The organism is Streptomyces sp. SAS_270 (assembly GCF_052543295.1).
The window spans coordinates 13,635-38,927 of record NZ_JBMNDS010000081.1 but is presented as its reverse complement, the minus strand read 5'-3'; the positions used below and the strand labels follow the sequence as shown (position 1 = coordinate 38,927).

The window sequence follows — 25,293 nt, the reverse complement described above, 5'->3', positions numbered from 1 at the left end:
GCCATGTCCGACCTGTTGCGCGCCCCCGCCGAGATCAAGTACGCCGAGGAGCTGGACTGGCTGGAGTCCGTCGACGACGGCCCCAAGCCGTTCTCCTGGCGCCTGTCGCCGAAAATGGTCCGCCTGTTCATCCTGGGCTCCGAGCGCTCCGACGGCCTGGACAGGGAGATCTCGCAGAAGTGGTTCGGCGACCGCAGTTTCGTCGAGCGCTCCATCGTCACCCTGGCCTCCGACCGCGGCCTGCTGCTGATCGGGGATCCGGGAACCGGCAAGAGCTGGCTGGCCGAGCTGCTTTCCGCCGCGATCTCCCGCAACTCCACGCTGGTGGTGCAGGGCACGGCCGGCACGACCGAGGACCACATCAAGTACTCGTGGAACGTGTCCATGGTGATCGCCAAGGGCCAGTCACGGGAGTCGATGATCCCCTCACCGATCATGACGGCAATGGAGAGCGGCACCATCGGGCGATTCGAGGAACTCACCCGTTCCACCAGTGACGTTCAGGACGCACTGATCTCCATCCTGTCGGAGAAGTACATCTCCGTGCCGGAGCTGGACAGCGACAACATCGTCTTCGCCAAGCCCGGTTTCTCGGTCATCGCCACGGCCAACAGCCGTGACCGGGGCGTCAACGACCTGTCCTCCGCGCTCAAGCGGCGTTTCAACTTCGTACGCATCCCGGTGGTGACGAACAAGAAGAGCGAGGCCGAGATCGTCCGCTTCCGCACCGAGGAGTTGCTGCGCCGCCACCAGATCGAGCTGGACGTCCCGCCGACGCTGCTGGACGTGCTGCTGCAGAGCTTCGCCGATCTGCGTGCGTCCGCCGCCGCGGCGGGCAGCGACGACGAGAAGCTGGAGTCCGCGCTGTCCACCGCCGAGCAGATCGGTGTGCTGGAGGACGCGATCCTGCACAGCAACTTCTTCGGCGAACGGGAGCTGACCGCCCACACCCTCGCCTCCTCGCTCGTGGGATCGCTGGCGCGGCGCGAGCCTGAGGACCTCGCCATCCTCAACAAGTACCTGCACGGTGTGGTCGAGCCGCGCAGTACCGAAGAGGGCGGGTCCTGGCCGGAGTTCCTGGAGGGCGGTCGCGACGCGATCGCGACCCTGTCGTGAACGCCGTCGTGCAGGGAAAGTCGTCGTTCGAGGCGCTGCGTACGCAGTTGCAGGACGCCGCCGGCGCGTTCGCCGACGGTCCCGACGCGCTGGAGGGCATCCTCCTCGGGCTGGTCGACGACGTCGACCGGGCGGTGCGCGAACCGCTGGAGATCTTCCCCGTCTGTCATCATTCGCCGGCTTCGGCGATCGCGATGGCGCGGCGGCTGCGGGAGAAGCAGCCCAAGACCATCTATCTGGAGCTGTGCGAGGACATGGCGCCGCTCCTGTCCGAACTGCGCAACTGCCGTCTCCCGGTGGCGGTGCAGGCGTTCGCCAGCGAGGTCGCGGGTTTCCCACCCGAGTGGGCGCCGCTGTCCGTCGTGGCGCCGATCACCGAGGCATCGGCCGAGTACCAGGCGATCGCCTACGCGCTGGACACACCGGGCGTCGAACTGGTCCTCGTGGACCGTTCCTCGGACCATGTGTTCCAGTGGGATGCGCGCGAGACACCGCCGGCCGATCCGGACGCGCCGCCGGCCGAGGAGGAGGCCGCGCTGCACGGTGACGCCGTCGGAGTGGAGATCGGCGACCTCCGCCCGCGCTTCGCCGAACTGGAGGAGCACCTGCTGCACCACGGTCGGGTGCGGCACTGGTCGGAGTGGTGGCACCAGTACGTCGAACTGCCGCTCGGCGACAGCGACCACGACACCTACCGGCAGGTCATGCTCCTGATCGGCAGCCTGTTCCGGCGTCTGGCACCCGGCGATCCGCAGCGGGTGCGCGTCGACGAGGGCCGCGAGCGGTACATGTGGACGAGGATGCGGGAACATCTCGCCGCGTCCGGCACCGATCCCGCGGACTGTCTCTACGTGTGCGGGGCGTTCCATGCGGCCAGCCGGGTCGAGGAGTTCGGCGTCCACGGCAGCGACGCCTTCGAGATCAGCCCGCCCAGTGCGAGCAAGTGGCAGTACGGCCTGATCCCGTCCAGCCACGCGGCGATCGAGGCGCAGTTCGGCCTTGCCGCCGGCTCGGTGTCGATCGCCGCGACCCAGTGGGCGAAGAACGTCAGGCGCACGCGTGTGCAGCCGTTCCGACTCGCGGGTCAGGCGGGTGCGAAGAAGGCGACGAAGCCCAGGAAGAGCGCGGTACCCACCGCTCGCCTGTCCGCCGACCTCCCTTCGGACAAGCTCTCCGGGTTCCTGCAGCGCCCGCCCGTCCTCGACGGGCTCGACGAGGCCGAACTGCTCGGCTGGTCGGTGGAGATCGTGCGCGCGGCGCGCCGCGCCGGGTACCTCGCTTCCACCGCCGATGCCATCGCCGTGTTCGAGACGTCGATCCTGCTGGCCGGGATGCGGGACCGGGCCAGGCCCACGCCGTACGACTTCCAGGACGCGGCGATCACCTGCATCGAGAAGGACAGCGTGCCGGGCCGGCGCGATGTGCGGCGCCTCGTGGAGATCATGATGGGCGGCGACCGCGTCGGCCAGGTCGGCTACGAAGCGCTCCCGCCGCTGGCGCGCGACGTGCACGACCGGCTCGCACCGCTCAATCTGAGGCTCCAACAGCGCGGTGTGCAGCGGGCGTTGCTGGACATGGCAGCCCAGCCGGAACTGGAGCGGTGCTCCGACGTCCTGTGGATGCTGCGCCAACTGATGCCGCAGGGCGCCGCACGGCCGATCATGGGTGAGCGCCGCCTTGGTGAACGGCCCATCCAGGAGTCCTGGGACCTTGCGCTGGGCACCCATCAGCGGGCGCTCATCGAGCTCGGCTACGAGGGCGTGAGCATCGAGCAGGTCCTCGAACAACGGCTTCGACGCACGGCGTACGGCCCGCACGCGACAGCGGCGACCGTCCTTCAGGCCGTCGAGGACGCGACACTGTATCTGCGCAGCCGCCGCCTCGCCGACGAACTCGGCACGCGCGCCCTGGAGGTGCTGTCGACCGAGCGCAGCGTCGACGGTGCGCCGGAGGTCCTGCGCCAAGTGCGGCGACTGCTGGCGTACTACCGGACCAACGAACCGGTATTGCCGACGTGGATCGAGTCCTTCGTCAAGGCCGGCTACGCGCACTACTGCACCCTCCTGCCGACGGCGTTCACCGACGAGGACGCGACCGTCCGCCAGGTCGCCGCAATGCTCGGCTTCCTCTTCAGCATGGAGCCACTGGCGTTGTCGCTCGGCTGCGACCGGACCCAGTTGGAGCTGGCGTTCGCGCAGTCGCATCCGCAGGAGCCGTCGAAGGTGGCGCTGCTGTGGGCCGCGCAGGTGCAGCTCGGGCAGCTCTCCCGCACGGAACTTCGGGCGCGTTGTGCCGAGTTGCTGGGCAACCCCTTGGTGGTCCCCGCCTATCCGCGCTACCTCAGTGGGTTCCTGCACGCGTTGGAGCCGGTGCCGCAACTGGCCGACTTCGTGGTGGAGGCGGTGTCCCACGCGTTCGCGCGGCTGCCGGATCCGGTGCTGCTGCCATGGCTGCCCACCCTCATCACCACTCTGCGGTCGGGCGGTGCGGAGCTGGCTCCCCTTTTGATCCGTGAGGCCGGGCGTATCTTCCCCGGCCGCCTCCCGGCACTGGACACATGGGTGCCGCCATGGGACGTCCGGGCGGACACGGCAGCCGTACCGCCGACCGTCCTCGCCGGCGGTGGCAGCGCGGGCGTCCTCCTCGCAGCCCACCCCGCCACATGCGACGCGGTGGCGGAACTCCTTGGCTGCGAGGGAACGTGGAAGATGGCCGACCCCGCTCCGGCGGGCGCGGCACTTCTCACGCGGTACGCGCATACGGCGGAGGCGCTGGGGGTGCTGCTGGCCGCAGCGTGACTTCGGATGTGTGAGCGCGCTCGGAGAGGAGTGCCCAGAGCGCGGCAGCACCCTCAAGGAGGGCCTTCGAGCGCGCTTCGATGGTTGCGTCACGGGCAGCCAGGCCCGCGGTGACGTCGTCCCGGCGACGTGCGCCGCGCAGGTCCGGCATGAGGGCCGACAGCGCCGGGATCCGGTATCCGGCGAGGCGGAGTTGATGGACGATCCGCGCGTCGCGCACGTCGTCGGGCGAGTATCTGCGCGCTTCTCGTGCAGCGCCACGCGCGGGCCTCACCAGTCCCTCGGCATCCCAGTGCCGCAAGGTCGAGGGGCGAACGCCGAGCGCGTCGGCCAGTTCGGAGATGCTCATGGCGTCGGACGGTTGTGCGTCGCCGATCGGTTCCAGGGCGATCGCGCGGGCCGCCTCTTTGGCCAGCTCAAGTTCGCGGCGCTCCTTGTCGAGCCGAGCGTGTGCCGCGTCCAGAAGGGCGAATAGGCCCGCGCCCGGGTGCGCGTGCGCTGCTCGCACGAGGTTCCTGCCCTCGACCGGCCCGGTGCCGGCCGCCAGGGCCCGATAGGCCAGCGCGGACCGCACATGGGACTCGTCGTAGATCCGGTAGCCGGAGGCGGTGCGCGCTGCCGGCGGCAGCACTCCGTCGCGCTCAAGGTTGCGCACCTGCTGGACGGAGCACCCTGCACGTCGCGCGACGTCGACGGTCCTGAGCCGGTGCGAGTTGCGACTTTCCAACAGGTCACCTCGTGTTTTCGGGCCGAAGTCTCCACCACCACTTCAATGGAACGCTAGAGCACATGAGCATCGACGAGATCATCGAGTTCCTTGAGGCCCAGGGCGGAGTACTGACTCACAAACCGGAGCCCGGCGACGGTTCACCCGAGATCGCATGGGGGGACGTGTTCTTCTTCTACGCACCGGACGGCACGGTCCCGAGCACGGCTCAGCCCTTCGCCACCGTCGTGACCAAGGACTACCCCGACGACCGTGGGTCACGTCTGGCCCGGCCCGGCGCCTTCCGCCTGAATGTCAACGCGGGCAGGGCCGCCTTCGCCCGGTGGACAGGGCACGATCCCCAGGAGCCCGCGCCGAGCGACGTCGACCCGAGCCTGCCCGACACGGTGATGGCGCACCCCGTGTACGGGAACCTCGGCTGGCTGGCCGTGGTGAACCCGGGCCCGCGCAGCGAACAGCCGGTCCGCGAGCTTCTGCGCACGGCCCACGACCTCGCCCGCGGGCGTCACCGGCGCCGCGAGGAATCGCGCTCGCGCTGATCGGTGGCCTCTCGCGTGGAATTCCCCACGCCCCGTCCGACACCCGCTGTTACCGTCCCCCGGATGTACTCCCTCCACGAACCCGCCCTGTTCACCCGCCTGCGCGATGCCCAGCGCATCCTTGTCGCCGGCGCCGGCGGCGGCTTCGACGTCTATGCCGGACTTCCCCTGGCGTTCGCGCTGCGCGCCGCGGGCAAGGACGTTCATCTGGCCAACCTCTCGTTCGCCGATCTGGGCGGCCTGGACCTCGACGTCTGGGTGGACCGGGACATCGCCGCTATCCGCCCGGACACCACCGCACGAGGTGACTACTTTCCCGAACGCACCCTGGCGCGGTGGCTCGAACTGCAGGGCCTGCCGTCGACCGTGTACGCCCTCGACCGCACCGGGGTGCAGCCTCTGCGTGCCGCCTACCGGGCGCTGATCGAGCACCTCGGCGGAGTCGACGCCATCGTGCTGGTGGACGGCGGGACCGACATTCTGATGCGCGGCGACGAGCATGGTCTCGGCACTCCCGAGGAGGACATGGCCAGTCTCGCCGCCGTCAACGGGCTGCACGACGTGCCGCACCGGCTCGTGGCCTGCATCGGCTTCGGTGTGGACGCCTACCACGGCATCAACCACGCGCTGGTGCTGGAGAACCTGGCGGCGCTGGAACGCGACGGCGCCGGTCTCGGGGCGTTCTCGGTGCACCGCGACAGCCGCGAGGGCGCCCTCTATCTCGACGCCGTCGCGCACGCGCAGGCGTCCACCCCGGAGTTCCCGAGCATCGTCAACGGTTCCATCGCCGCCGCCGTGGGCGGTGGGTTCGGTGATGTCCGGTTCACCGAGCGCACGAAGGGCGGTGAACTGTTCATCAACCCGCTGATGTCGCTGTACTTCTGCGTGGACGCCGTCGGTCTGGCGCGTCGCAACCTCTATCTCGGCCGGCTGGAGCAGACCTACCTCACCCGTCAGATCAGCTCCGCCATCGAGCGGTTCCGTGACGAGCTGCCGCGCCAGCGGCAGCCTCGCGCCTTCCCGCACTGAGTGTCGGGCAGCGTTTCAGCCGACGGTCATCCGGTCGGGCTCGGTCGCCGGTGCGTCCGTGTCGTGCCGGGGTCCGTGCCGGTGTGCGGATCGGCCCGGGCGTACAGGCCACCAGATGCCGCGGCCGAGGAGGGCGGCCAGTGCGGGCACCAGGGCTATGGACAGGACGAAAGCGGAGAGCAGGATGCCAAGGGCCGTCGCGAAGCCGATCTGCTGGGTCGCCGGGGCCGGGTTGACCGCGAGGCTGCCGAAGGAGCCCGCGAGAACGAGTCCGGCCGTGGCGATGGCCGGTGCGGTGTGCCGTACGGCGCGGGCGACGGCCGCCCGGGCCGGACCCGGCCGCTCCATCTCCTCCCGGATACGGTCGCTGATCAGGATGTTGTAGTCGGTGCCCAGGGCTACGACGAACAGGAACAGGACCAGCGGCAGGGTGAAGCTGACGCCCGGCTTGCCCTGGACGTGCTGGAACACGAGGGCGGAGGCGCCCAGGGTGGCGGCGAATCCGAGTCCGACGGAGATCATGAGGATCACCGGCGCGAGCAGACTGCGCAGCAGCATGAACAGGATCAGGGCGATCAGGGCTGCCGCTACCGGAAACACGATCTTCAGGTCGTGGTCGACGGCATCGGCGACATCCGTGAAGATCGCCGCAGTGCCACCCACATGAGCCTGTGTGCCGTCCGGCGTATGCGCGGTGACGGTGCTGCGGACAGGTCCGGAGACGAGGTCGCGGGCCTTCTGGGACTGCGGATCGACGGTCAGGTACAGGTCGATCCGCGCCGCCGTGCGGTCCTGGGCGAAGGAGGTCCCGCCCACCTTTCCGACGCCCTTGACCTGACCGAGCGCGTGGGACAGTGCCCCGAGCCCGCTGCGGGTGAGGGTCCCGCCGTTGTCGGCGGTGACGTAGACGGTCGTGGGGTCCGAGACCCCGGCGGGCAGCGCGCGGGAGATCTCGGCGGCGGTCGTCGCGGCCGCGGTGTCGCCGGGGGTGCCCGACTGGCCGTAGTCCATCCGCATCCCGACCGTTCCCGCGGCGAGGGCACCAAGGAGGGCCACGGAGGCGAGTACGAGGACCAGCGGGCGTCGTGCGACCAGGGCGCCGAAGCGCCCGGCGGAGCCCTCGTGGGGCGCGCGCTTCAGAGCGCGCGAGGGCCAGAACATCTTGCGCCCGGTGGCCGCGAGCAGGGCCGGCATGAGGGTGAGGCTGGCCAGCAGCATGACCAGGACGGCTATGGCGATGGCCGGGCCGAGTACACGGAACTGTCCGAAGGACGCCACACCGAGCGTGGCGAAGGCGGCGACGATGGTCAGCGCCGCCGAGGTGATCGCGGTGCCCACCCGGCCGGTGACTTCGGCGGCCACGGCGCGGTGGTGCTGTTCGGGTCGTGCCCGCAACTGCTCGCGGAAGCGGAACAGGAGAAACAGGAAGTAGTCGATTCCGATGCCGAGCAGCACGACATTGATCAGTTGCGGGGTGGAGGTGTCGAGCTTGATTCCGGTGAGTGCCGCCGCGCCGACCACGGTGCCGGCGGCCGCGCCGCCGGTGATCACGACCGCGAGCAGGGGCAGGATCGCCGCCAGGACGCTGCGGAAGACCAGCACGTTGAGCAGCAGGATGAGCCCGAAGGTGAGGATGCCGGCGATGGTCGAGGTGGTCTTCTCGGCGTCGGCGGTGTCGACGCTGTCGGCGAGGCCCCCGGTGAATCCGGTGCGCATGCCCAGGTCGGCGAATTCCGTCGTGGCGTCCTTTCGGAGTTCGCGGAAGACGCTCTCGAGTCCGGGATCCGTGGAATTGCCGGTCAGGGCGACGGTCAGCAGCTCGAAGCTCCGGTCGGGTGCCACCATGGCGGGGTTGATCCGAGGGGTCTGCGAGTAGTCCTTCTGCAGGATCGCCGGTCCGTCGTCGGACTTGGGCATGGTGACCCGCCGCCGGCCGAGTTCCTTGGCCTCGGCTCCGATGCGCCGCTGGTCGGCGGCGGTGAGCGGCTTGCCGTCGGACCTGGCCACCAACAGGGTCACGGCGTTGGCGTCGGGCTTGACCCCGAACTTCTCCTCGGCGATCTTCAGGGCGGCGGCCGAGTCGTACTTCGCGGGCAGGAAGTCCCCGGTCTGCGTTTCGGTGACTCGGTAGATGAGGGCCTGGCCCACCATGGTCAGGAAAATCCCCAGGACCGCCCAGACGGCGATCACCTTCCACGGATTTCTGGTCGAGAATCCGGTCAGGGCGCGGATCACGTTGTCCTCCCGCTTTGGTCTTTCGCCGGGGTTTCCCGGCCGGGCTCCAGCTCATCAGCGGGAAAGAGGAGGATCGTCCGAGCGCAGAACGAGAATGGACCCGGGAGCGGGGTCCGCCGTCCGTCGCCGACCAGGACCAGGGTCCTGGTCGCAAGGTCGGTCTCAGGGCCCTGTTCAGGCGGCTGCGCGCTGCCAGAATGGATCAAGAACGATCACTGTCACGGCGTACCGGCGAAGGCCCGGCGTCGAGGAGGACCACCATGCCGACGTACCGCCACCTCGTGCCGCGTGCCCTGGGCGACCGCACGCTGCCGTGGACGCGCGACGACGCGCTCGTCGCCGTCGGGGCGGCCGCCGTGGACCTGCTCGGCTACCTCGTCGGCAGCCAGACCGACGGCATCACGGTCACCGTGCCCGGAGTCGCCCTGGTCGTGGGGACGGCGATGCCGCTGCTCTTCAGACGCCGCGACCCGCTTCTCGCGTTCGCGGCGGTCCTGGTGCTCAGCGGGACGCTGAACCTCACCGTCCAGACGCCGCAGAACTTCGGCGGCGCCGTCGTGGTCGGCCTGTACTCGGTCGCGCGGGCCCGCGGCCTCCTGGTGACCGTGCCGGCAGCGGTGGCGGCAGCGGGCGTACCGCTGCTGGGGCACGCCGCCGGTCCGTACCCGCTGCGCTGGAACATCGTGGGCAATGTGGCGGCGGCCGCGCTCGTCGTCGGCGCCGCCGTCGTGATCAACCGCTGGCAGCAGGACGTGGAGGCCAAGCGCAGGCTGCTGGCCGAACGCGCGGTGGCCGAGGAACGCCGCCGTATCGCCCGGGAGTTGCACGACATCGTCTCCCACCACATCACCACCATGCAGCTGATGGCCGGTGGCGCCCGGGCCAACCTCGCCCATGACACCGACGTGGTCCGCGACGCCCTGGTGACCCTGGAGAACTCCGGACGCATGGCGCTGCGGGAGATGCGGCAACTCCTCGACGTCCTGCGTGCCGACGACGAACCCGACGAGGCACCGCCTGCTCCCCAGCCCGGTGCCGCCGACCTGGACCGCATCGTCGCCGAGTCCTGCCGGGCGGGCCTGCCCACCGAGTTCACCGTGCACGGCCGGGAGCGCCCGCTGCCACCGACCATCGGCCTCACCGTGTTCCGGATCGTGCAGGAGGCCCTCACCAACGCCCGCAAGCACGCCGGCCAGGCACGGGCCCAGGTGCACCTGACGTACGGCCCGGACCGGCTCGTCGTGGCCGTACGGGACGACGGCTCAGGCTCCTCGGCAGGTGCGGGAGGCGGCGGGCCGAACCGCTCGGGCCGGAGCGGATACGGTCTGATCGGCATGCACGAACGCGTCACGCTGCACGGCGGTTCCCTGTCCACCGGTCCACTCGACGGCGGCGGGTTCGAGGTGCGGGCCGGCCTGCCGCTGGCGCCGTACGAGCAATCGCCGCAGGCGGAAGAGGGCGCGGCCGAGGGAGAGGATCTGCCGCGATGAGCGAGCCCGTGGAGACGACCCGTGTACTGATCGCGGACGACCAGCCGCTGGTACGGCGCGGACTGGCCCTGATCCTCGGCCCCGACCCGTCGTTCCAGGTCGTCGGCGAGGCCGACAACGGTGAGCAGGCCGTCGCCCTCGCGCACCGGCTGCGGCCCGATGTCGTCGTGATGGACATCCGCATGCCGGTCCTCGACGGGGTCAGGGCGACGGAGGAACTCGCGCGAGCCCTGCCCGAATGCCGGGTCCTCGCTCTCAGCACCTTCGACATGGACGAGTACGTGGTCGCCGCCCTGCGCGCGGGCGCCTACGGGTTCCTGCCCAAGGACAGCTCTCCCGAGGATCTGGTCGCGGCGATACACACCGTCCGCAGCGGTGAGGCCGCGGTGGCCCCGCGCCTGCTCACCCGGCTGATCTCCGCGTACGTCAGGGCTCCCCGCCCTCCGCAGCGTCCCCCCGTGGACCTGGGCGAACTCACACCCCGCGAGGTCGAGGTGTGGCGGCTCATCGCGACCGGGCTCGACAACAACGAGATCGCCCGGACCCTGGAAATCAGCGTCTCCACGGTGAAGAACTACATCACCAGCATCTTCGGGAAACTCGACGTCCGCGACCGTGCCCAGGCGGTGATCGCCGCGTACGAGTCCGGCCTGGTCGAGGCCGAGCACCGCACGACGGGCGAGAGTACCGCCGGGGACGGCCGAGCACGGTGAGGAAGGTCAGCCGCAGTTGCGGACGTCGTAGACCCAGTACCAAGGCGCGCTGATGTCCTCCTCGTAGGCGCCTCCGTCGTGCCACCCGACATGGCCCTGCTTGTCCTTGAACTGGGAGACCGTGCCCGCGGTCTGGTTGTTGACCCAGGATCCGTCGTTCGACCAGGGGATGGGGTAGTCGTCGCAGACGTACATGTCGATGCGGTCGCCGCGGAAGATCGTGTCCGAGAAGGCGCACATGTACTTGTAGTCGCACCGGTCCCGTCCGGACACGGCGCCGGAGGCCGGGGACGCGGAGAGGTCACGGGCCGCCTTCTCCCCCGGCAGCCGCACTGTGACGGACGACCGGCCGCCCAGGTCGATCCTGTTGGCGGCGACCTGGGTGCCGCCCATCTCGGCGAGGTACCGGTCGACGCGGTTCTGCAGGGTCACGGCCTCGGCGCCAGTGAGACCCGCTGCTCGTGCCTGCGCCGCGAAACCCGGTCCGCCCTCGGCGGCGCCGGCCTGTCCCGAACCCGCCGCGAGAACGACGAACGTCGCCGCCGATGCGGCCAGGGCACGCCCGAGCCGGGCGAATCTCCTCGTGCGACCTTCCACCATGCGCGTTGCCTCTCCTCGTGAGCCGAGCCGGTCACGTCCGGCTGGACCCGATCAGCGTCGGCCGGGCCGATCGGGCGGGCAACACGTTTCGAAGCTGGTGGAAGTGGACGCGGGCCTACGGCGCCTGGTGCCGCTCCTTGGACGCGCGGTGTCTGGTTCTGGCCGAACTGGGAGTATGGAGGCTGCCGCGACGCGGCGGCCTTACAGTTGAGGTCAGGCATCAGTCCGGAGGAGAAGCACCGCTCGTGCACGACGCACCGATCTACGCCCAGCTGATATCCGAACGCGGCGACATCCCGCTGCAGGTTCGCAACGAAGCCCGTCGACTCCAGCGCGAACTCGACTGGGTCCTCAACTGGGGCCCCGCGCCCGGGGGTCTGCTGCCTCAGCAGCCCGCCGCTCCGGCTCCGAGCTCCCCTCAACTGCAACTCGGAGCCGGCACCACCGACTGGTTCGCCTGACGCGGCCCGGCGAGCCTCAACTGCCGTACCGCAGGGGCTTTTCCGCCCCTGCCGCGGCCGTTCAGGCAAGCCGTGCCGACGATGCGGCCTAGTCGATGCCGACGGGTCCGTCGCCCGGCTTCCTCTCGTCGGCGCCCTTGTCCGACTCGGGTGTCCGCAGGTAACCCTGCAGCTCCAGCAGGCCGTTGGTCTTCTCAGGGCGGTTTTCGGAGTTCTGGCCGTCGAGGTTCTGCCGGACCGAGTCCAGGATCGTCAGGCCCTGGGCGACCAGGCCGGCCGCGATCTCCCCGAGGCCGTCCGCACCGTTCAGGACGTTGACGTTGGCGCCGGCGAGTCCGCCCGCGGCCTCCTTCACGATCAGCGGAAGCTGGTCGATCAGCATCCGGTCAAGGGCGACACGGTCGTACGAAGCCGCCGCCTCCGCCTGGATCTTCATCCGCTCGGCCTCGGCGACGGCGAGCAGCTTGATCCGCTCGGCCTCCGCCTCGGCGGGCTTCACGATCTCGGCCACCAGCTCCTGCTGACGCAGCTTGGCCGCGCGCTGGGCCAGTTCGGTCTGAGCGGCGAGCACCTCCTGCTGGGCGTGCGCCTGGGCGAGCGGTCCGGCCTGGGCGGCCTGCGCCTGCGCGCGGTCCACCTCGGCCGAGTACTCCGCCTTCACGATCGCGGTCTGGCGCGCGTACTCGGCCTGGTTGCGCGCCGCCACCTGCTCGGCCTCGACCGACGCCTGGGTGGCCTGCGCCTGGGCGATCTGGGCCTGCCGCTGGATGGCCGCCTTGTGCGGTGCGGACATGGCGTCGATGTAGCCGGTGTCGCCGTCATCGATGGACTGGATCTGCAGCGAGTCCACGATCAGGCCGATCTTGGCCATCTCCATCTTGGACGTGTCCAGGACCTCGGCGGCGAGCTTCTGCCGCTCGGTGACGATCTCCTCGACGGTCATCGAGCCGATGATGGCGCGCAGATGGCCGGCGAAGATGCGGCCGGTCAGCACGGACATCTGGTCCTGGTCGGAGAGGAACCGCTGTCCGGCGTTGATGATGCTCTCGGTGTCGTTGCCGACCTTGAACGCGATCACGGCACGAACGTGCAGTGAGATGCCCTGCTTGGTGACACACGTTTCCGTCACTTCGGACTCGCACATCGACAGGGTGAGAAAGCGGGTCTTGCGGAAGATCGGAAGCACGAACTTTCCGTGCCCCGTCACCACTCGGAACGGCGCGCCCCCCAGTCCCCGCCTGCCTCCCGAGATCAGCATCGCCTCATCGGGGGCGGGAACGCGGTAACCGAACATTCTTCTACTCCTTAGCCGGCGTCGGCGTCGCCGCCCAACGCTTCCAACGGATCGGCCCACTCCATGACATCGACTTCACGACGTCCCCGGGACTCGATCACGAGCACGGTAGCCCCTTTCGGCAGGGGTTCTTGCGACCAGGCGAGGAAGGTCTCGGATCCGCCTCGGACCCGCACCAGGATCTCGCCGGGGCCGGCCGAGCCACGCGTGCCGATGAGAAGCTCCCCTGTGCAGCCGACCACGGCCTCGTCCTGCACCACTACCGGCCGCCTCCCATCGCTCTGGTTTCTCCCTGCCGACCTTAGACCCACGCAGGCCGGAGACCTACGCCCAGGTTGCCTCCACCCCGCAGGACGCGCACGTGGGCCCTTCCGGTTCACCCGGTACGCACTAAGGTGTCGGGATGATCGCTGAAGAGGGCGCGCTGCCCGGTGGGGTGGTGCTGCGGCGGGCCCGGATCGAGGATGCCGGGGCGCTGAGCCGGGCCTACCGCGACAACCGTGAGCATCTGGCGCCGTGGGAGCCCCGGCGCGGCGAGCGGTTCTTCACCGAAGAGGGCCAACACGAGCGGTTGCGGGACCAGTTGAAGGAGTACGAGGGCGGGCGGCTGATGCCGTGGCTGTTCCACCTCGACGGACGCGTCGTCGGCGCGATCACCCTGTCCGGGATCGTGAAGGGGCCCTTCTGCAGCGCCTACCTGGGGTACTGGACGGCCGCGGACCGGCAGGGGCAGGGGCTCGCGGGCGCCGCGGTGCAGATCGTCAGCCGGGTCGCCCGCGAAGAACTGAGCCTGCACCGGATCGAGGCGACCACCCTTCCGGAGAACGCCGCCTCCCAACGGGTGCTGAAACGCTGCGGGTTCGAGCTCATCGGCACCGCGCCCCGCTATCTGCACATCAACGGACAGTGGCGGGACCATCGGCTGTATCAGCGGGTGCTGCACGACGATCCGCCGTACTGAGCTGTACGGCGGGTTCCGGCGCCGTGGCGCGGCGCGCGATGCGGTGGGCGACCGCGCCGGCACCGAGGAAGGCAGCTGCCAGGGCCAGCCAGCCGGGTGCACCCGCGGCCACCACACCGGCGCCGACCAGGGAGGGGCCGATCATGCCCTCGGCGGTCGGACCGAGGCTGAACGCGGCGGCGTAGCTTCCCCGTTCCTCCTCCGGTGACAGCGCGAACTGCAGGCCCCAGCCGCCGGAGGCGTGCCAGATCTCCCCGAGGGTGTGCAGGACGACGGAGGCCACCATCAGGAGCGCGGCGGCGGCCTGGGACGTCCACGAGGCGAGGATCAGGGTGGTGCACATGAGGGCCAGGCTGAGGCCTGCTCGGCGCAGGTGCCGGCCCGCGCCGGGCACGGTCTCGGCGCCCCTGCTGAGCGGGATCTGCAACGTGATGGCGATGACGGTGTTGACGGCGATCAGCAGCGGGGCGATCGCGGGCGGTGCCTGGGTGCGGGTGGCCAGCCACAGCGGCATACCGACGGTCAGGGCGGACAGGTTCAGCTGAAGTATGCCGTTGCAGCAGGTCAGCGCCAGGAACCTGGCATTCTTCAGCGGCGCGAGCGGCGACGGCCCGCGGGTGCGGCGCGAGGCGGGTCCGGCGACGTTGCGGACGGCGGCGATCAGCACGGCGGCAATCAGGAACGACACGCCGTCGCCGAGCAGCAGCACCCGGTAGCCCAGCGTCGTGCCGGTGGCGATCGCGGCGGACGCGAGCAGCGCGCCGACCAGGAACCCGGTGTTCTTGGTCACCTGGACCCGTGCCATGACCCGCATCCGCCGCTCGTCGCCGAACGCCCGTGCCACGTAAGCCTGAAGAGCGGGCATGCCGGCGAACTCGGCGACTCCCAGCAGCATCAGGGCGGTCAGGAACTGCCAGAAGGTGTCCACGAAGGCGAGGGCTGAGCACCACACCGCGCGCCACAGGTGCAGGGCGATCAGGGCGCGGCGTGGCCCGATCCGGTCCACGAGTTGGCCGTTGGGGACGGTCGCGAGCAGTCCGACGATGCCCATCGCCGACAGCCCGGCGCCGATCTGACCACTCGACAGGCCGGTCACCCGTGTGTAGAAGAGGGTGGCGCCGGAGATGAGGAGGCCGCTGCCGGTGGCGTCGACCGCGACGGTGAACAGCAGTCGGCGTTCTTGCGGGTCGGCACCGAAGTCCCGGATCTTCCTGGTCGCTTGTGTCCGCATCGCATGGTGTCCCGTCGGGGTCAGAGGCAGGTCTCGTGTGCCTCGGAGACGCAGGTCGGGCAGAACAGCGCGTCGCCTGCCAGCCGCGCCTGGCAGGCCGCGCAGCGCCGCACCGGCTGTACTCGCTGCACTGGCTGCACGCTGTCGGCGACTGCCTCCGCCGTGTGCTCGGCCTCGCGCAGGGCTCCCGTGCCTGCGGGCGCGTACGAGGTCCCGGGCCACGTCTGCGCCAGTACCGACCGCAGCGTGGTCTCGGCGTCTCGGACCTTGGGGTGGAGGCGGGCGTCCCGGCCCAGGCGCAGCACGGACTCGATCGCGGCCGACGGGATGCCGTCGGTGCGCCATGCGGCCCTGCAGGCGGCCCAGGAACGTTCGAGCCAGTAGATGTCCTCGGCGCGCCGGGCCATGCGCTCGCGCAGAGCCGCGGTGACGGTTCCGTCCGAGAGTGCCGCCTGGAGGACCGCCCGCAAGTGGACGGTGGACACGGTCAGTTCGCCGTGGTCGTCCTCGGGGCTGAGCGCGACGGCGACGTCGGCGTCGGAGGTCAGCGTGCCGAGCCGGAAGAGGGTGTAGATGTCGCCGATGCCGATCATGCCGAGGGGCCACAGGTCGGCGGCCCGCAGTGCGCCCATGCTGGAGCAGCCGACCACCGTCCAGCCCGCGTCGAGGAGATCGCGGCATTCGGTGGGCGTGACGGCCATGGTGGCGCCGAACAGGCCGTCGATGAGGACCACGACGCCCGGTTCGCGCTGTTTGAGGGCGGTGAGGTCGCCGCGGCGCACCGGGGGCCGCAGTTCGACGGCGGCCAGCAGGGCGGGGTCCAGGGGGCGGACGGACGAGGCGCCGTAGACGACGGGCCGGTGCCCGCTAGTGGTGGGCACGGTGGCTCCTGTCGGGCTCGACGATCGAGTCGACCATGCCGGGGATCGCGACGTGGGCCACGGGCAGATCGAGTCCGGCGACGGTCAGATCGGTGTGCAGGACCTGGTCGTAGCCGCCCCGGTGGAGGTGATCGGCGACGTACTCCAGGGTGGCGCGGGTCGATCGCGGGGGCGGTGTCGGCAGGTCGCGGAAGTCGGTGACGCCGTGCGAGCGGGCCTCCAGGGCGCGCAGCACGAAGGCGGTGCGTTGTTTGGCGGGGTCGGCGCGGTAGACGGCCGCGACCCGGTCCAGGTCCTCTCGGCTGCCCTGGATGGCGGTGGCCCGGGCCTGCGCCGCCTCGGTCAGAGCGCGTTGCAGGGCGACGCCCGCGTTGACGTGCGTACCGAATCCGGAGACGGCCAGGTGGGCCTGGTGGGCGTGCGGGTCGGAGAGGAAGACGGCGAAGGTCGGCAGCACGGTGGTGTGGGTCAGGTCGATGACGAGGCTGTCCACTCCGGCACGCGCGTACCGGGCCAGCAGGTCCCGTTCGACGGCTCCGGTGATGGTGTTCTGGTCGACCAGGTGTCCGGGTCCCCCGTGCAGGTACCGCGAGGTGGCGTCGCGTTCCACGACTTCGTAGGCCGCGTGCAGGACCGCCTCGGCGAAGGTGGCGCCGGAGGCGAGTCCGGTGGTGCTGGGCCGCACGGGGCGGGCGCAGCCGGCGGGGGCCGTGTAGGGGAAGAGCACTTCGGCGGCGGGCAGCAGGACGGGGTGTCCGTCCGCGCTGTCGGTGGCCTCGATCCATTCCATCGGCCCGTCGGGCAGCCGGTCCAGGCCGAGGGCGTCGCCGTCGAGGAACTCCCGCCCCTCGCACAGGAGTTGGGCGGTGGTGGCGGTCAGGGTCGGGCGGGCGATCGATCCGCAGTGCCGTTCCAGGGCTTCGAACAGCGCGGAGGCGAGCGCCTCCTGTTTTCCGCTGCCCTTGCCCTGGCAGAGGGTGATCTGGCCGGTCGCCGCATGTGGCCGGGTCACGCTGAAGACGGGGATGCCGAGGATGTCCAGGGGGGTGAGGTCGGCGACGCGGCTGATGCCGATGCGGTTCCTCAGCGGCCAGATCCGCGCGACGGCCTCGTCGACGGGTACCGAACGGTGTGAGGTGCCGCAGGACGACATGACGGGGCCACCGGCGCGCTCACTCAGCCACGACAGGGCCGGACGGGGGCTGGTGCGGGTACGGGTACGGGTACGGGTCGCAGCAGGGCGGGGCGCGAGCGTCTGACGGGAGGTGGTCGGGCTAGCCACGGTCGCCTCCCTGGCCGGGGTTCGGCCGCGCCCGCGGCGCCTCCCGCGTGAGGACCAGCAGGCATCGTGCGCGCAGCGCCGTGAGGAAGGCGAGCGCGTCGTCGAGGGTCGGCCCGCCGTCCTCGACGCAGCCGGGCAGGTACGCGGACAGGGGGCGGCCCGGTGCCGCGCGCGTCAGGGCGGTGAAGCACCAACTCGGCAGCCGTACACCCGACTTGCCTTCCGCTCCCCCGGTGATGCGCAGCGAGCTGCCGTGCGCGTCGTGTTCCTGTACGAGCCGGACATCGGGGCCCAGGGCGATGCAGGAATCGACGGTGAGCGGGGCGTCGGATCCGTCGAGGCGGCGGACCAGGCGGTCGCCGAGGACCATGGCGGCGAGATGGGTGCCCAGGAGCATGTCCAGGGCCTGACGCGGGGTTTCGATCATGGGCTCGCCCCGCCGGTTCAGGGAGGTGTTGACCATGATGGGGAACCCGGTGCGTTCGCCGACCAGGTGCAGCAGGCGGTGGATGCGCGGGTTGGCGTCCCGCGAGACGGTCTGGACACGGGCGGTGCCGTCGACGTGCGTGACGGCGGCGAGCCGGTCGCGGTACTGCTCGCGGACCGGCACCACCCGCAGCATGTGCGGGGCGGGCGCGTCGAGGTCGAAGTACTCGGCGGCCACCTCCTCGGGCACCATCGGCGCGAGCGGCCGGAAGTCCTCCCGGAACTTGATGTGCGAGTTGATGAAGTCCCAGGTGCTGCGCTTGCGGGCGTCGGCGAGCACCGACCGGTTGCCCAGCGCGCGCGGCCCGAATTCGGAGCCGTCCTGGAACCAGCCGACGACGTCCCCGGCGGCGATGCGGCCCGCGAGTTCCTCCAGGTCGAGATCCTCGGTGGTGACCCGGTCGCCGAAAAGGTTGATGGCGGCGGCGTGGTCCTCGCTGGTGTAGGGATGGCCCAGGTAGTCGTTGAACTCGCCCAGTGGGCGCCGCGTGGAGCCGGTGACGCGGAAGTGGGCGGCAGCCGCGGCGCCCAGGGACACCCCCGCGTCGCTGCTGGCCGGGAGCACGAAGAAGTGGTCGGCGCCGCTCTGCCGGGCGATGCGGTCGTTGGCGACACTGTTGAGGGCGACGCCGCCGGCGTAGGCCAGGTTGGGGCAGTCGGGCAGCAGTTTCATGGCGTGGCGCATGCGCTCCACCAGGGCCTGTTCCAGGTCGGCCTGGATGCGGGCGGCGAGGTCGGCGCAGGCCATCGGGTCCTTGCCGGAGCCGGGGGCGCGGTAGTGATCCTTCCAGTCGCCGCGGAAGCGGGGCAGGCCGTCCGGGCCGGGTTCGAGGAGGCTGGGGCCCGCGGCGTCGGCGTTGCCCCAGGGGGCGAGGCCCATGAGTTTGCCGCTGCCCTCCTGCCAGTCGCCGAAGACGTACTGGCTGACGGCCGCGTAGGTCTCGCCGAGGGAGGACGAGCCGACGCGTACGTTGAAGGAGTCCGCGCTCTCCCTGAACAGCAGGCGGTAGCCGTCCTGGTGGAAGTGGTAGACGGAGAACACATGCACCTGCGGCAGCCGCCCCTGGCGCTCCTGGGCGAGGTACTCCTTGAGTTCGGGACCGCTGATCAGCAGGTCGTCGGCGCCGAGCACCGAGCCGCCGGAGCCGTCGCACACGACGACCACGGCCTCGTCGAAGGGCGAGCCCCAGAACGCCGAGAACGCGTGGGCGAGATGGTGCGAGACGTACACCACCCGCTCGTCGTACGGATCGAACAGGTCGAAGCCGTCGGCTGCGGACGGCACGCACAGACCGGTGTAACCGGGCAGCAGCGGTTGCGCGTTGAAGGCGAAGACGTCCACGTCGTCGGCGGCGATCCCGGCCGAGGAGAGACAGTAGTCGGCGGCCGCACGCGAGGAGAGGTATCCGACGCCGTCGTGCTTGCGGCGGGTCACCCGCTCCTGCTGTACGGCCACTTCGGCCCGGCCGTCCTGGAACAGACAGGCCGAGGCGTCGTGGCTGGCCGACAGGCCGAGCACCACGGGGCCGCGACGGCCGGGAGTCTGCGGTGCACCCTCCTGCGGCAGGGCGGCAGGAGTGGCCTCGGCACCCGAGACGGCCACGTACATCGTGGCGCCGGACGGGCAGTCGACACCGACGGTCGGGGCGGGTGACTCGGAGGCGGGCGCGTCGCACACGGCCCATCCGGCGCCGGTCGTGCCGGCGGCGCCGGCGTCGATGCGCAGCGTGGCCGCCGGGGGCAGCCACGGCGCCGTGGCGCCCACGGCGGTCTCGGGCTCCGCGGCCGCCACAGCGGCAACACGTATGGTCCGAGGGGAAGTTGAGAGGTCCAGGCACAGTCGGCCGGGTCCGGCCGGCAGGACCGCGAGCCGGTCGGGGCTCGTGTCGTCCAGATGGTCGAGGAGGGGCGCCTCCAGGAGCCTTCCGCCGGCGGCGGTCGAGGCGAGCAGGGCCGCGCGCAGCATGGGCGAGGCGACCCTGCCGTACTGTGCGCGCAGTGCGCCCAGCAGGGCGGCGGCCAGTCCGGCGGCGATGCCGACGGCGGCCGAGGTGCCCCGCATCGGGCGGACGCCGTGCGCCGTGGACCAGGCGAGGTAGGGGGCGTCGGGGATCAACAGCTGTGGTTTGCGGCCGAGTTGGTCGCTTCCGCAGTACGGGGTCGGTGCGCCGTCGTCGCCTGTGACACCGACGGCGATCACCGAGGTACAGGAGGCGGGAAAGCGCAGCCGGCCCGGTCCGTCGTGACCGGCCGCGGCGATGAACACCGGGGCGTCCGGCTCGCGGGCCACTTCCTCGAAGGCGCGTCGCACACCCAGCCGATCCGCGTCGGCTTCCGGCGCCGACCAGGGCAGGGCCACGATGTCGTAGCCGGCCGTCATCTCCCGCAGGTTCCCGGCGAGTCGGGCGGCCTTGAGTGCGTCCGCGGAGGCGTAGCCGATGTCAGGGCGTCCGGCGATCTGACCGACCAGAGTGGCGACCCGTTCGGTGTGCTCGTCGGCGGGGGCACCGGGCTCGGCGCGGGCGCTGCCGTCGCCGACGACCAGAACGCGTACACCGGCACCGAGCCGCTCACCGAAGGTGCTCTCGCGGCCGAGCCGGTGCCAGGGGTGGATGCCGTCGTCGGCGGGTCCGGCGTCGCGCGGATGTGCGGTCATGATGCCTCCGCGAGCAGGGCCGGGGACGGGACCGGGGCCGCGGGTGCGCGGGTCACGTCCGGAGTCCAGTCGATCTCCGCGAGGAGCTGTTCGATGCGGGCGAAGTCGGTGTCGAGTTGTTCGGCGTCGAGGCCGACGCCGATCTCGTAGGTGACCGCGCGCAGTCGCGGCGAGAGGGACACGGCCTCCTGCATCAGGTCGATGACCTCGGGGGTGACGCTGTGGCTGTGCGTGTCGAGGTAGCGGTTCTCGTACGTCGCGTCGATGTGCCCGCCCGCGACGTGGATCTCCACGACGCGGTCCAGGGGCAGGGACTTGAGCACCTTGTCGAAGGGCTGCCCGGCTGCGACGGCGTAGGAGAAGACATGGGCGACGTCCATGAGGAGGTCGCAGTCGGCGCCGTCCGTGACGCGGTGGAAGAAGTCGCCGAGGCCCATACGGCCGACGGCGAGGGTGCACGAGGGAATTTCCGGGACGAACGGGAAGCGGCTGAGTTCGTGGAGCTTGTTGATGCCGGTCACGACGTGGTCGGCGACTTCGCGTTCGAACAGCGGCGGGGTGAAGTACGGCAGCGGGTAGGGGCCGACCGACCACAGCCCGATGTCCTCGCACGTCCACACCGCGTCGAGGGCCTCGCTGACCGCTTCGAGCCGGGTGAACAGTTCCAGGTTGGGCCCCTCGGGTGCGGCAGGGGCGACACCGGGCAGATGGTGGACCACCGGCAGGTCGCCCGCGCAGGTCTCGACGAAGGTCCGGGCGTCCGTGCCGCTGGGCAGCGAGACGCACGACAGATGGCTGAGCCGGCCCGCGTACCGGGCGCACAGCTCCGGCATGGGCTGCGGGTAGAGGCCGCGGTACTGCCAGTCGAGTCCGAATCCGAGCCGCGCGATAGCGGCCGTGGCGTCACTGTCCATGCTGGCCTTCCCTCAGAGCTCGAGCGCCGCGGCCGAGACTTTGTCGCCGGGGAACGCGGCGACGACGATGTGGTAGCTGCCTCGTTCGCCGAAGCGCGCGTCCGGCAGGGAGAGCGGGAGCCGGCCCCGCTCGTCCACCAGCCGCCAGGCAGAGTGGAAGCCCTCCACCTGAAGGGCGCCGGGGACGGTGGGGGCGGGCAGGTGCCCGGCGTTCCACGGGGAGTCCGCGCCGCGGCTCGCGTCGAGCCCCTCGCCCGGGATTCCGGTGGTGCAGGCGCAGACGTCCGGCGGCGGGGCGATGAGTTCCGGTGCGGAGAACCGGCCTATGAGGCCGAAGAGTTGGAGTACGTCCGCGTGCAGACGGGAGGCGCCTGCGACGGCGCGATGGGCGTACAGGCAGAAGTTCTCGAACAGTGTGCGGCCCTCGCTCTGCCAGAAGGCCTCCGCGTCGGCGTACCCCTCGACCAGGGGCGTGAGGACGTCCTCGCCCAGGCACGCCCACAGGGGCGGGCAGGTGCGCTGGAGATGGCGGGAGAGGTTGCGCAGCCGGGCGGCGCGCTCCACGGCCAGGGCCCGGAAGTCGACGGTCGCGAAGACGGCGGCGGTGGTCGTGTCGAGCGAGGTGCCGTCGTCGAGGGCGTGCAGGACCTGCGCGGCGGCGCTGGAGGAGTACATCAGCCGCAGCATCAGTTCCGTCCGTGCGCGCCGGTCGTCGCGCAGCAGGAGAGCACGCGTCCGGTCCTGAGTTGGCGTACGCAAAACACTGGTCACTGCCCACCCGCCGATTTCGGTGTGAAGAGGTGATGCGCGGTCAGGGCCTCCCCCCGGGGCGGAGATTGCCGCCCCGGGGAGAGAAGGCGCGCCTTCTACTCCTGCCACTCCTTGTTGGAGTTGACGGAGTCGAGGGAGATGTCGTCGTTGCCACCGATCTCGGCGCGCAGCGGGTTCACGAACTCGGCGGCGTACGCCGTCGTGAGGCGGTTGATGACCGCGGAGCGGATCGACTTGTTGCTGTCGATGGCCGCCAGAATGGCATCGATGTTCTCGGGCATGGAAACCTCCACAGACAGGAACGACCGCTGGAAATCCAGCAGTCGGATATCCGAAAACCGGCGCACGTACCGGGGAGTTGCAGCCCTTTTCCGGCTGCTGAACGAGAGCTTCACCCACCGCACGATCAAATGTCAGCCCCCTGCCGTTGGCCTCAACCGGCAGCGGCATGTTCCGTCCACCCGGATGCCTGGCGTTCACCACCGCGGGCTCGGACCCTCGGACCATGTACCTCGTCCACGTACGCGTCGCACTTCCCCGCGCCCTGGTACCGCCCGCCGGCCTCGGCGCCCGCGTCCGCGGCCATGCGGTGGCGGGCGAGCGGGTGGACCATGTGAGCCTTCATACGGCGGCGGACGGCTCGGGCGTGACGGTCGGCGTCTTCGTGACGGCGTCGGCGATGATCGCGGCTGAGCGGGTCGCGCTGGCCGTCGTCGAGCGGACGCTGTCCTGCGAACCGAACCTGACCGGCGCCACCGTCACCAGCTGCTCGGCCGCACTCGTCGACGCGTACTTCGACGACCTGATCGCCGCGGATCCGGTCCCCGGCCCGCGGGCGGAGCCGCACGACGGCGACCGAGCCCCCGGCTGACACCCGTCGCCCTCACTCCTCACCCGCGCACAGCCGCCGACGAGCAGCGCCGTACCCGGCCTCAAGTCGGCCCGCGCACGATACGCACGGCCGGAACCGCCGTCCCGCCGGGCCGGGAACCGCGTGACCGGGCCGGTCGCACCACCGGGCGCGGGGACCGCCGCCCGGCACCCGACTGCCGTCAGGAGGGACCTCACCGTGCTCAGCACGCTGGGACTCGATGCCGCGTCCGTACGCGTCTACCGGACCATGCTGGCCCACCCGCAGACGGACTTCGACGCCCTCCAGGACCACTTGGGGATCTGCGAGGCCGAACTGCGCTCCGCGCTCGACAACTTGAGCAGTCTGGCCCTCGTACGCCGGCATCCCGACGGCATGGAGCGGTTTCGCACGGTGGACCCGCGGGTGGCCGTACAGACCTTGCTCGCCCGTCAGCAGGCCCGGCTCGCGGCCGAGCAGGAGCGCAGCGAACGCACCAAACTGGCCGCCGGTGAGCTGATCGCCGAACTCGGCGCCGCCGACGGACGTCGCCCTGTGGAGCTGGTCGAACGCCTCGACGACGCACAGGAGATACGCGACCGGGCGGGGGCCCTGCTGCATGGCGCGCGCGAGGAGGTGCTGACGCTGTCGCCGGGTGCGTTCGGCGAGGACTGGCAGCGGGCGGCCCGGCTGCTGGAGCGTGAACTCCTGGAGCGGGGCGTGCGGTTGCGGACACTGTGCCTGGACAGCGTGCACAACAGCGGCCCGGACCTCGAGTGTGCGAGGGGACTTGCCGAGTGCGGCGGGCAGGTGCGCACGGCTCCCGCGCTGCCGGTCCGGTTCGTGGTCGTGGACCGGCGGACCGCGCTCGTCCCGGTCGACGGTGAGAGCAGTACGTCGGGTGCGCTGATCCTCACCGGTGGCGGCACGGTGACCGCGCTGTGCGCGCTGTTCGAATGCGTCTGGCGGGGCGCGGTGCCGCTCGGCGGGGGTGCGAGGGAGCGTGATGAGCACGGCCTGACCGCGCAGGCGGCGGAGGCGCTGCGCCTGCTCGGCCAGGGCCTGACCGACGAGGCGATCGCCAAGCGTCTGGGGGTGTCGCCGCGCACCGCCCGGCGGATCTCCGCGGAGCTGCTGGAGGCATTGGGGGCGCGCAGCCGCTTCCAGGCCGGCTGCCGGGCGGTGGCCCGGGGCTGGCTGCCTGCGGAGGAGTAGCCGTGTCCCGCCCCTATCAGGGGCGGCTGGGGGCGGTTAGGGGTTATTGGTGTGGTGTTCCGTCAGCAGACTGGGGCCATGGTGACTGAGGACCGCACGGAAAGTGCCCTGGTGTTTCCGGGGATGGGGCCCGCGCCCTTCTCCGAGGTCGGCAAATTCATGGTGGTCAATCGCTTCGCGCGGAAACTGGCCGCGGAGGCCGACGAGGCGCTCGGCTATTCGCTGTTCGACCGGTTCCGGGAGGCGGAGGGCGACTATTCGGTTTATGCCCAGGTCGCTTTTCTGGTGAACTGTGTGGCGCTGGCGCAGTGGGCCGAGGACGAGTTCGGCTTCGTGCCCGCCTATGTCACCGGGCCGAGTTTCGGCGGAAAGGCCACCGCGATCCACTCCGGGGCGCTGTCGTTCGCGGACGGGGTTCGGGTCACCGAACGGTTCGCGCACTGTCTGGACGCGTTCTTCGCGGAGGACTACGCCGAGCAGGTCGCCACGCAGTCGTTCGCCCGGACGCCGCGGGCCACGCTGGACGGAGTGCTCGCCGAACTCACCGAGCAGGGCGAGTGGTTCGACATCACGTGCGTGGTGGACGAGGACTTCGCGATGGTCACCCTGCGCAAGGCGAAGCTGGAGTGGCTGCAGGAGCGACTGCGCGCGCTCGGCGGGCTTCCGCTGTATGTGATGGAACCCCCCATGCACTCCGCCGCGTTCGGAGCGCTGCGCGAGCGGGCCGCGGCCGAGGTGCTGGACGGCGTGGAGTTCGCCGACCCGCATCTGCCGGTCGTCTCCGACCAGGACGGTTCGCTGCTCACCACCGGCGCGGAGATCCGCGATCTGCTGCTCGACTGCTGTGTCCGCGCGGTCGACTGGCCGGGGGCGCTCGCCTCGCTGCGCGACAAGGGCGTGGGCACGCTCTATGTCGCCGGGCAGGACGCGCTGTTCGGGCGGGTGGGCGTGGCGTCGAAGAACTTCAAGGTCGTACCGGCCAGTCCCCGCCTCGCCCTCAGGCCCCGGCGCAGGCCCGCGCGCGTCCTCGCCGCCTGAGCCCAC

General features: G+C 70.9%; 23 protein-coding genes. 11 read left to right on the top strand and 12 right to left on the bottom strand.

Translation table 11 applies throughout. The features are described from left to right. Nucleotides 1-3: 3 nt before the first annotated feature. Together ACN6LB_RS37065 and ACN6LB_RS37060 are read left to right on the top strand one after the other, a co-directional pair. Complete coding sequence (locus ACN6LB_RS37065; protein WP_356147682.1) at nt 4-1,116, top strand: ATP-binding protein; 1,113 nt, start codon at nt 4-6, stop codon at nt 1,114-1,116. Then, entirely contained in the window at nt 1,113-3,914 is a 2,802-nt protein-coding gene (locus tag ACN6LB_RS37060) for a hypothetical protein (protein WP_445029694.1), read from the top strand. Before ACN6LB_RS37065 ends, ACN6LB_RS37060 begins: the two co-directional genes overlap by 4 nt. Here ACN6LB_RS37060 and ACN6LB_RS37055 read toward each other — a convergent pair. Beyond that, the gene (locus ACN6LB_RS37055; RefSeq protein WP_445029693.1) at nt 3,859-4,641 is read right to left on the bottom strand and encodes a MerR family transcriptional regulator; all 783 of its coding nucleotides are present in this window, start codon (nt 4,639-4,641) and stop codon (nt 3,859-3,861) included. The two genes, ACN6LB_RS37060 and ACN6LB_RS37055, sit on opposite strands and share 56 nt — an antisense overlap. A gap of 62 nt (nt 4,642-4,703) precedes the next feature. On the opposite strand from ACN6LB_RS37055, the gene ACN6LB_RS37050 reads away from it, so the two are divergent. Together ACN6LB_RS37050 and ACN6LB_RS37045 are read left to right on the top strand one after the other, a co-directional pair. Then, a complete protein-coding gene (locus ACN6LB_RS37050; protein ID WP_445029691.1) occupies nt 4,704-5,180 on the top strand; it encodes a DUF6194 family protein in 477 nt (158 codons plus the stop codon). 63 nt (nt 5,181-5,243) lie between these two features. Then, nucleotides 5,244-6,209, top strand: coding sequence for a DUF1152 domain-containing protein (locus ACN6LB_RS37045; RefSeq protein ID WP_445029690.1), 966 nt, complete (start codon nt 5,244-5,246; stop codon nt 6,207-6,209). Between the two features lie 15 nt (nt 6,210-6,224). On the opposite strand, the gene ACN6LB_RS37040 is transcribed toward ACN6LB_RS37045, so the two are convergent. Next, nucleotides 6,225-8,444 (bottom strand): MMPL family transporter, encoded by a 2,220-nt coding sequence (locus ACN6LB_RS37040; protein ID WP_445029689.1) that lies wholly within the window; start codon nt 8,442-8,444, stop codon nt 6,225-6,227. Nucleotides 8,445-8,704: 260 nt separating this feature from the next. On the opposite strand from ACN6LB_RS37040, the gene ACN6LB_RS37035 reads away from it, so the two are divergent. Together ACN6LB_RS37035 and ACN6LB_RS37030 are read left to right on the top strand one after the other, a co-directional pair. Continuing rightward, nucleotides 8,705-9,934: a sensor histidine kinase gene (locus ACN6LB_RS37035; RefSeq protein WP_445029688.1), complete on the top strand. Its 1,230-nt coding sequence runs from the start codon at nt 8,705-8,707 to the stop codon at nt 9,932-9,934. Then, nucleotides 9,931-10,647 carry a response regulator gene (locus ACN6LB_RS37030; RefSeq protein ID WP_445029687.1) on the top strand — a complete coding sequence of 239 codons (717 nt, stop codon included), beginning with the start codon at nt 9,931-9,933 and terminating at the stop codon, nt 10,645-10,647. The genes ACN6LB_RS37035 and ACN6LB_RS37030 overlap by 4 nt, the downstream gene beginning before the upstream one ends. Nucleotides 10,648-10,653: 6 nt before the next feature. On the opposite strand, the gene ACN6LB_RS37025 is transcribed toward ACN6LB_RS37030, so the two are convergent. Continuing rightward, nucleotides 10,654-11,247, bottom strand: coding sequence for a peptidase inhibitor family I36 protein (locus tag ACN6LB_RS37025; protein WP_445029686.1), 594 nt, complete (start codon nt 11,245-11,247; stop codon nt 10,654-10,656). Nucleotides 11,248-11,492: 245 nt separating this feature from the next. Between ACN6LB_RS37025 and ACN6LB_RS37020 the strand changes: the two genes are divergently transcribed. Then, nucleotides 11,493-11,708, top strand: a complete 216-nt coding sequence (locus ACN6LB_RS37020) for a hypothetical protein (RefSeq protein ID WP_356146682.1) — start codon at nt 11,493-11,495, stop codon at nt 11,706-11,708. Nucleotides 11,709-11,796: 88 nt separating this feature from the next. On the opposite strand, the gene ACN6LB_RS37015 is transcribed toward ACN6LB_RS37020, so the two are convergent. Both ACN6LB_RS37015 and ACN6LB_RS37010 read right to left on the bottom strand, forming a co-directional pair. Beyond that, nucleotides 11,797-13,002, bottom strand: a complete 1,206-nt coding sequence (locus tag ACN6LB_RS37015; protein ID WP_356146685.1) for an SPFH domain-containing protein — start codon at nt 13,000-13,002, stop codon at nt 11,797-11,799. 11 nt (nt 13,003-13,013) lie between these two features. Further along, nucleotides 13,014-13,262 carry a hypothetical protein gene (locus ACN6LB_RS37010; RefSeq protein WP_356146688.1) on the bottom strand — a complete coding sequence of 83 codons (249 nt, stop codon included), beginning with the start codon at nt 13,260-13,262 and terminating at the stop codon, nt 13,014-13,016. Between the two features lie 143 nt (nt 13,263-13,405). Here ACN6LB_RS37010 and ACN6LB_RS37005 point away from each other — a divergent pair, with 143 nt between their 5' ends. Continuing rightward, nucleotides 13,406-13,963 carry a GNAT family N-acetyltransferase gene (locus ACN6LB_RS37005; protein ID WP_445029685.1) on the top strand — a complete coding sequence of 186 codons (558 nt, stop codon included), beginning with the start codon at nt 13,406-13,408 and terminating at the stop codon, nt 13,961-13,963. Here the strand turns inward: ACN6LB_RS37005 and ACN6LB_RS37000 are convergent. The 7 genes from ACN6LB_RS37000 to ACN6LB_RS36970 form a co-directional block, all read right to left on the bottom strand. Further along, a complete protein-coding gene (locus ACN6LB_RS37000) occupies nt 13,899-15,194 on the bottom strand; it encodes an MFS transporter (RefSeq protein WP_445029684.1) in 1,296 nt (431 codons plus the stop codon). The genes ACN6LB_RS37005 and ACN6LB_RS37000 overlap by 65 nt on opposite strands. A gap of 20 nt (nt 15,195-15,214) precedes the next feature. Further along, complete coding sequence (locus ACN6LB_RS36995) at nt 15,215-16,075, bottom strand: TfuA-like protein (RefSeq protein ID WP_445029683.1); 861 nt, start codon at nt 16,073-16,075, stop codon at nt 15,215-15,217. Then, nucleotides 16,062-17,357: a YcaO-like family protein gene (locus tag ACN6LB_RS36990; protein ID WP_445029682.1), complete on the bottom strand. Its 1,296-nt coding sequence runs from the start codon at nt 17,355-17,357 to the stop codon at nt 16,062-16,064. The genes ACN6LB_RS36995 and ACN6LB_RS36990 overlap by 14 nt, the downstream gene beginning before the upstream one ends. After that, complete coding sequence (locus ACN6LB_RS36985; RefSeq protein WP_445029681.1) at nt 17,350-20,499, bottom strand: carbamoyltransferase C-terminal domain-containing protein; 3,150 nt, start codon at nt 20,497-20,499, stop codon at nt 17,350-17,352. Before ACN6LB_RS36985 ends, ACN6LB_RS36990 begins: the two co-directional genes overlap by 8 nt. After that, entirely contained in the window at nt 20,496-21,413 is a 918-nt protein-coding gene (locus ACN6LB_RS36980) for a multinuclear nonheme iron-dependent oxidase (RefSeq protein WP_356140195.1), read from the bottom strand. The genes ACN6LB_RS36985 and ACN6LB_RS36980 overlap by 4 nt, the downstream gene beginning before the upstream one ends. A gap of 12 nt (nt 21,414-21,425) precedes the next feature. Beyond that, a complete protein-coding gene (locus ACN6LB_RS36975; protein WP_445029680.1) occupies nt 21,426-22,184 on the bottom strand; it encodes a hypothetical protein in 759 nt (252 codons plus the stop codon). A gap of 95 nt (nt 22,185-22,279) precedes the next feature. Next, the gene (locus ACN6LB_RS36970; RefSeq protein WP_356140197.1) at nt 22,280-22,465 is read right to left on the bottom strand and encodes a hypothetical protein; all 186 of its coding nucleotides are present in this window, start codon (nt 22,463-22,465) and stop codon (nt 22,280-22,282) included. A 224-nt stretch (nt 22,466-22,689) separates the two neighbouring features. Here ACN6LB_RS36970 and ACN6LB_RS36965 point away from each other — a divergent pair, with 224 nt between their 5' ends. From ACN6LB_RS36965 to ACN6LB_RS36955, 3 genes are all read left to right on the top strand, one after another. Further along, complete coding sequence (locus ACN6LB_RS36965; RefSeq protein WP_445029679.1) at nt 22,690-23,055, top strand: hypothetical protein; 366 nt, start codon at nt 22,690-22,692, stop codon at nt 23,053-23,055. A gap of 198 nt (nt 23,056-23,253) precedes the next feature. Beyond that, nucleotides 23,254-24,249 carry a helix-turn-helix domain-containing protein gene (locus ACN6LB_RS36960; protein WP_445029678.1) on the top strand — a complete coding sequence of 332 codons (996 nt, stop codon included), beginning with the start codon at nt 23,254-23,256 and terminating at the stop codon, nt 24,247-24,249. A 78-nt stretch (nt 24,250-24,327) separates the two neighbouring features. After that, nucleotides 24,328-25,287: an ACP S-malonyltransferase gene (locus tag ACN6LB_RS36955; RefSeq protein WP_445029677.1), complete on the top strand. Its 960-nt coding sequence runs from the start codon at nt 24,328-24,330 to the stop codon at nt 25,285-25,287. Nucleotides 25,288-25,293 lie beyond the last annotated feature (6 nt).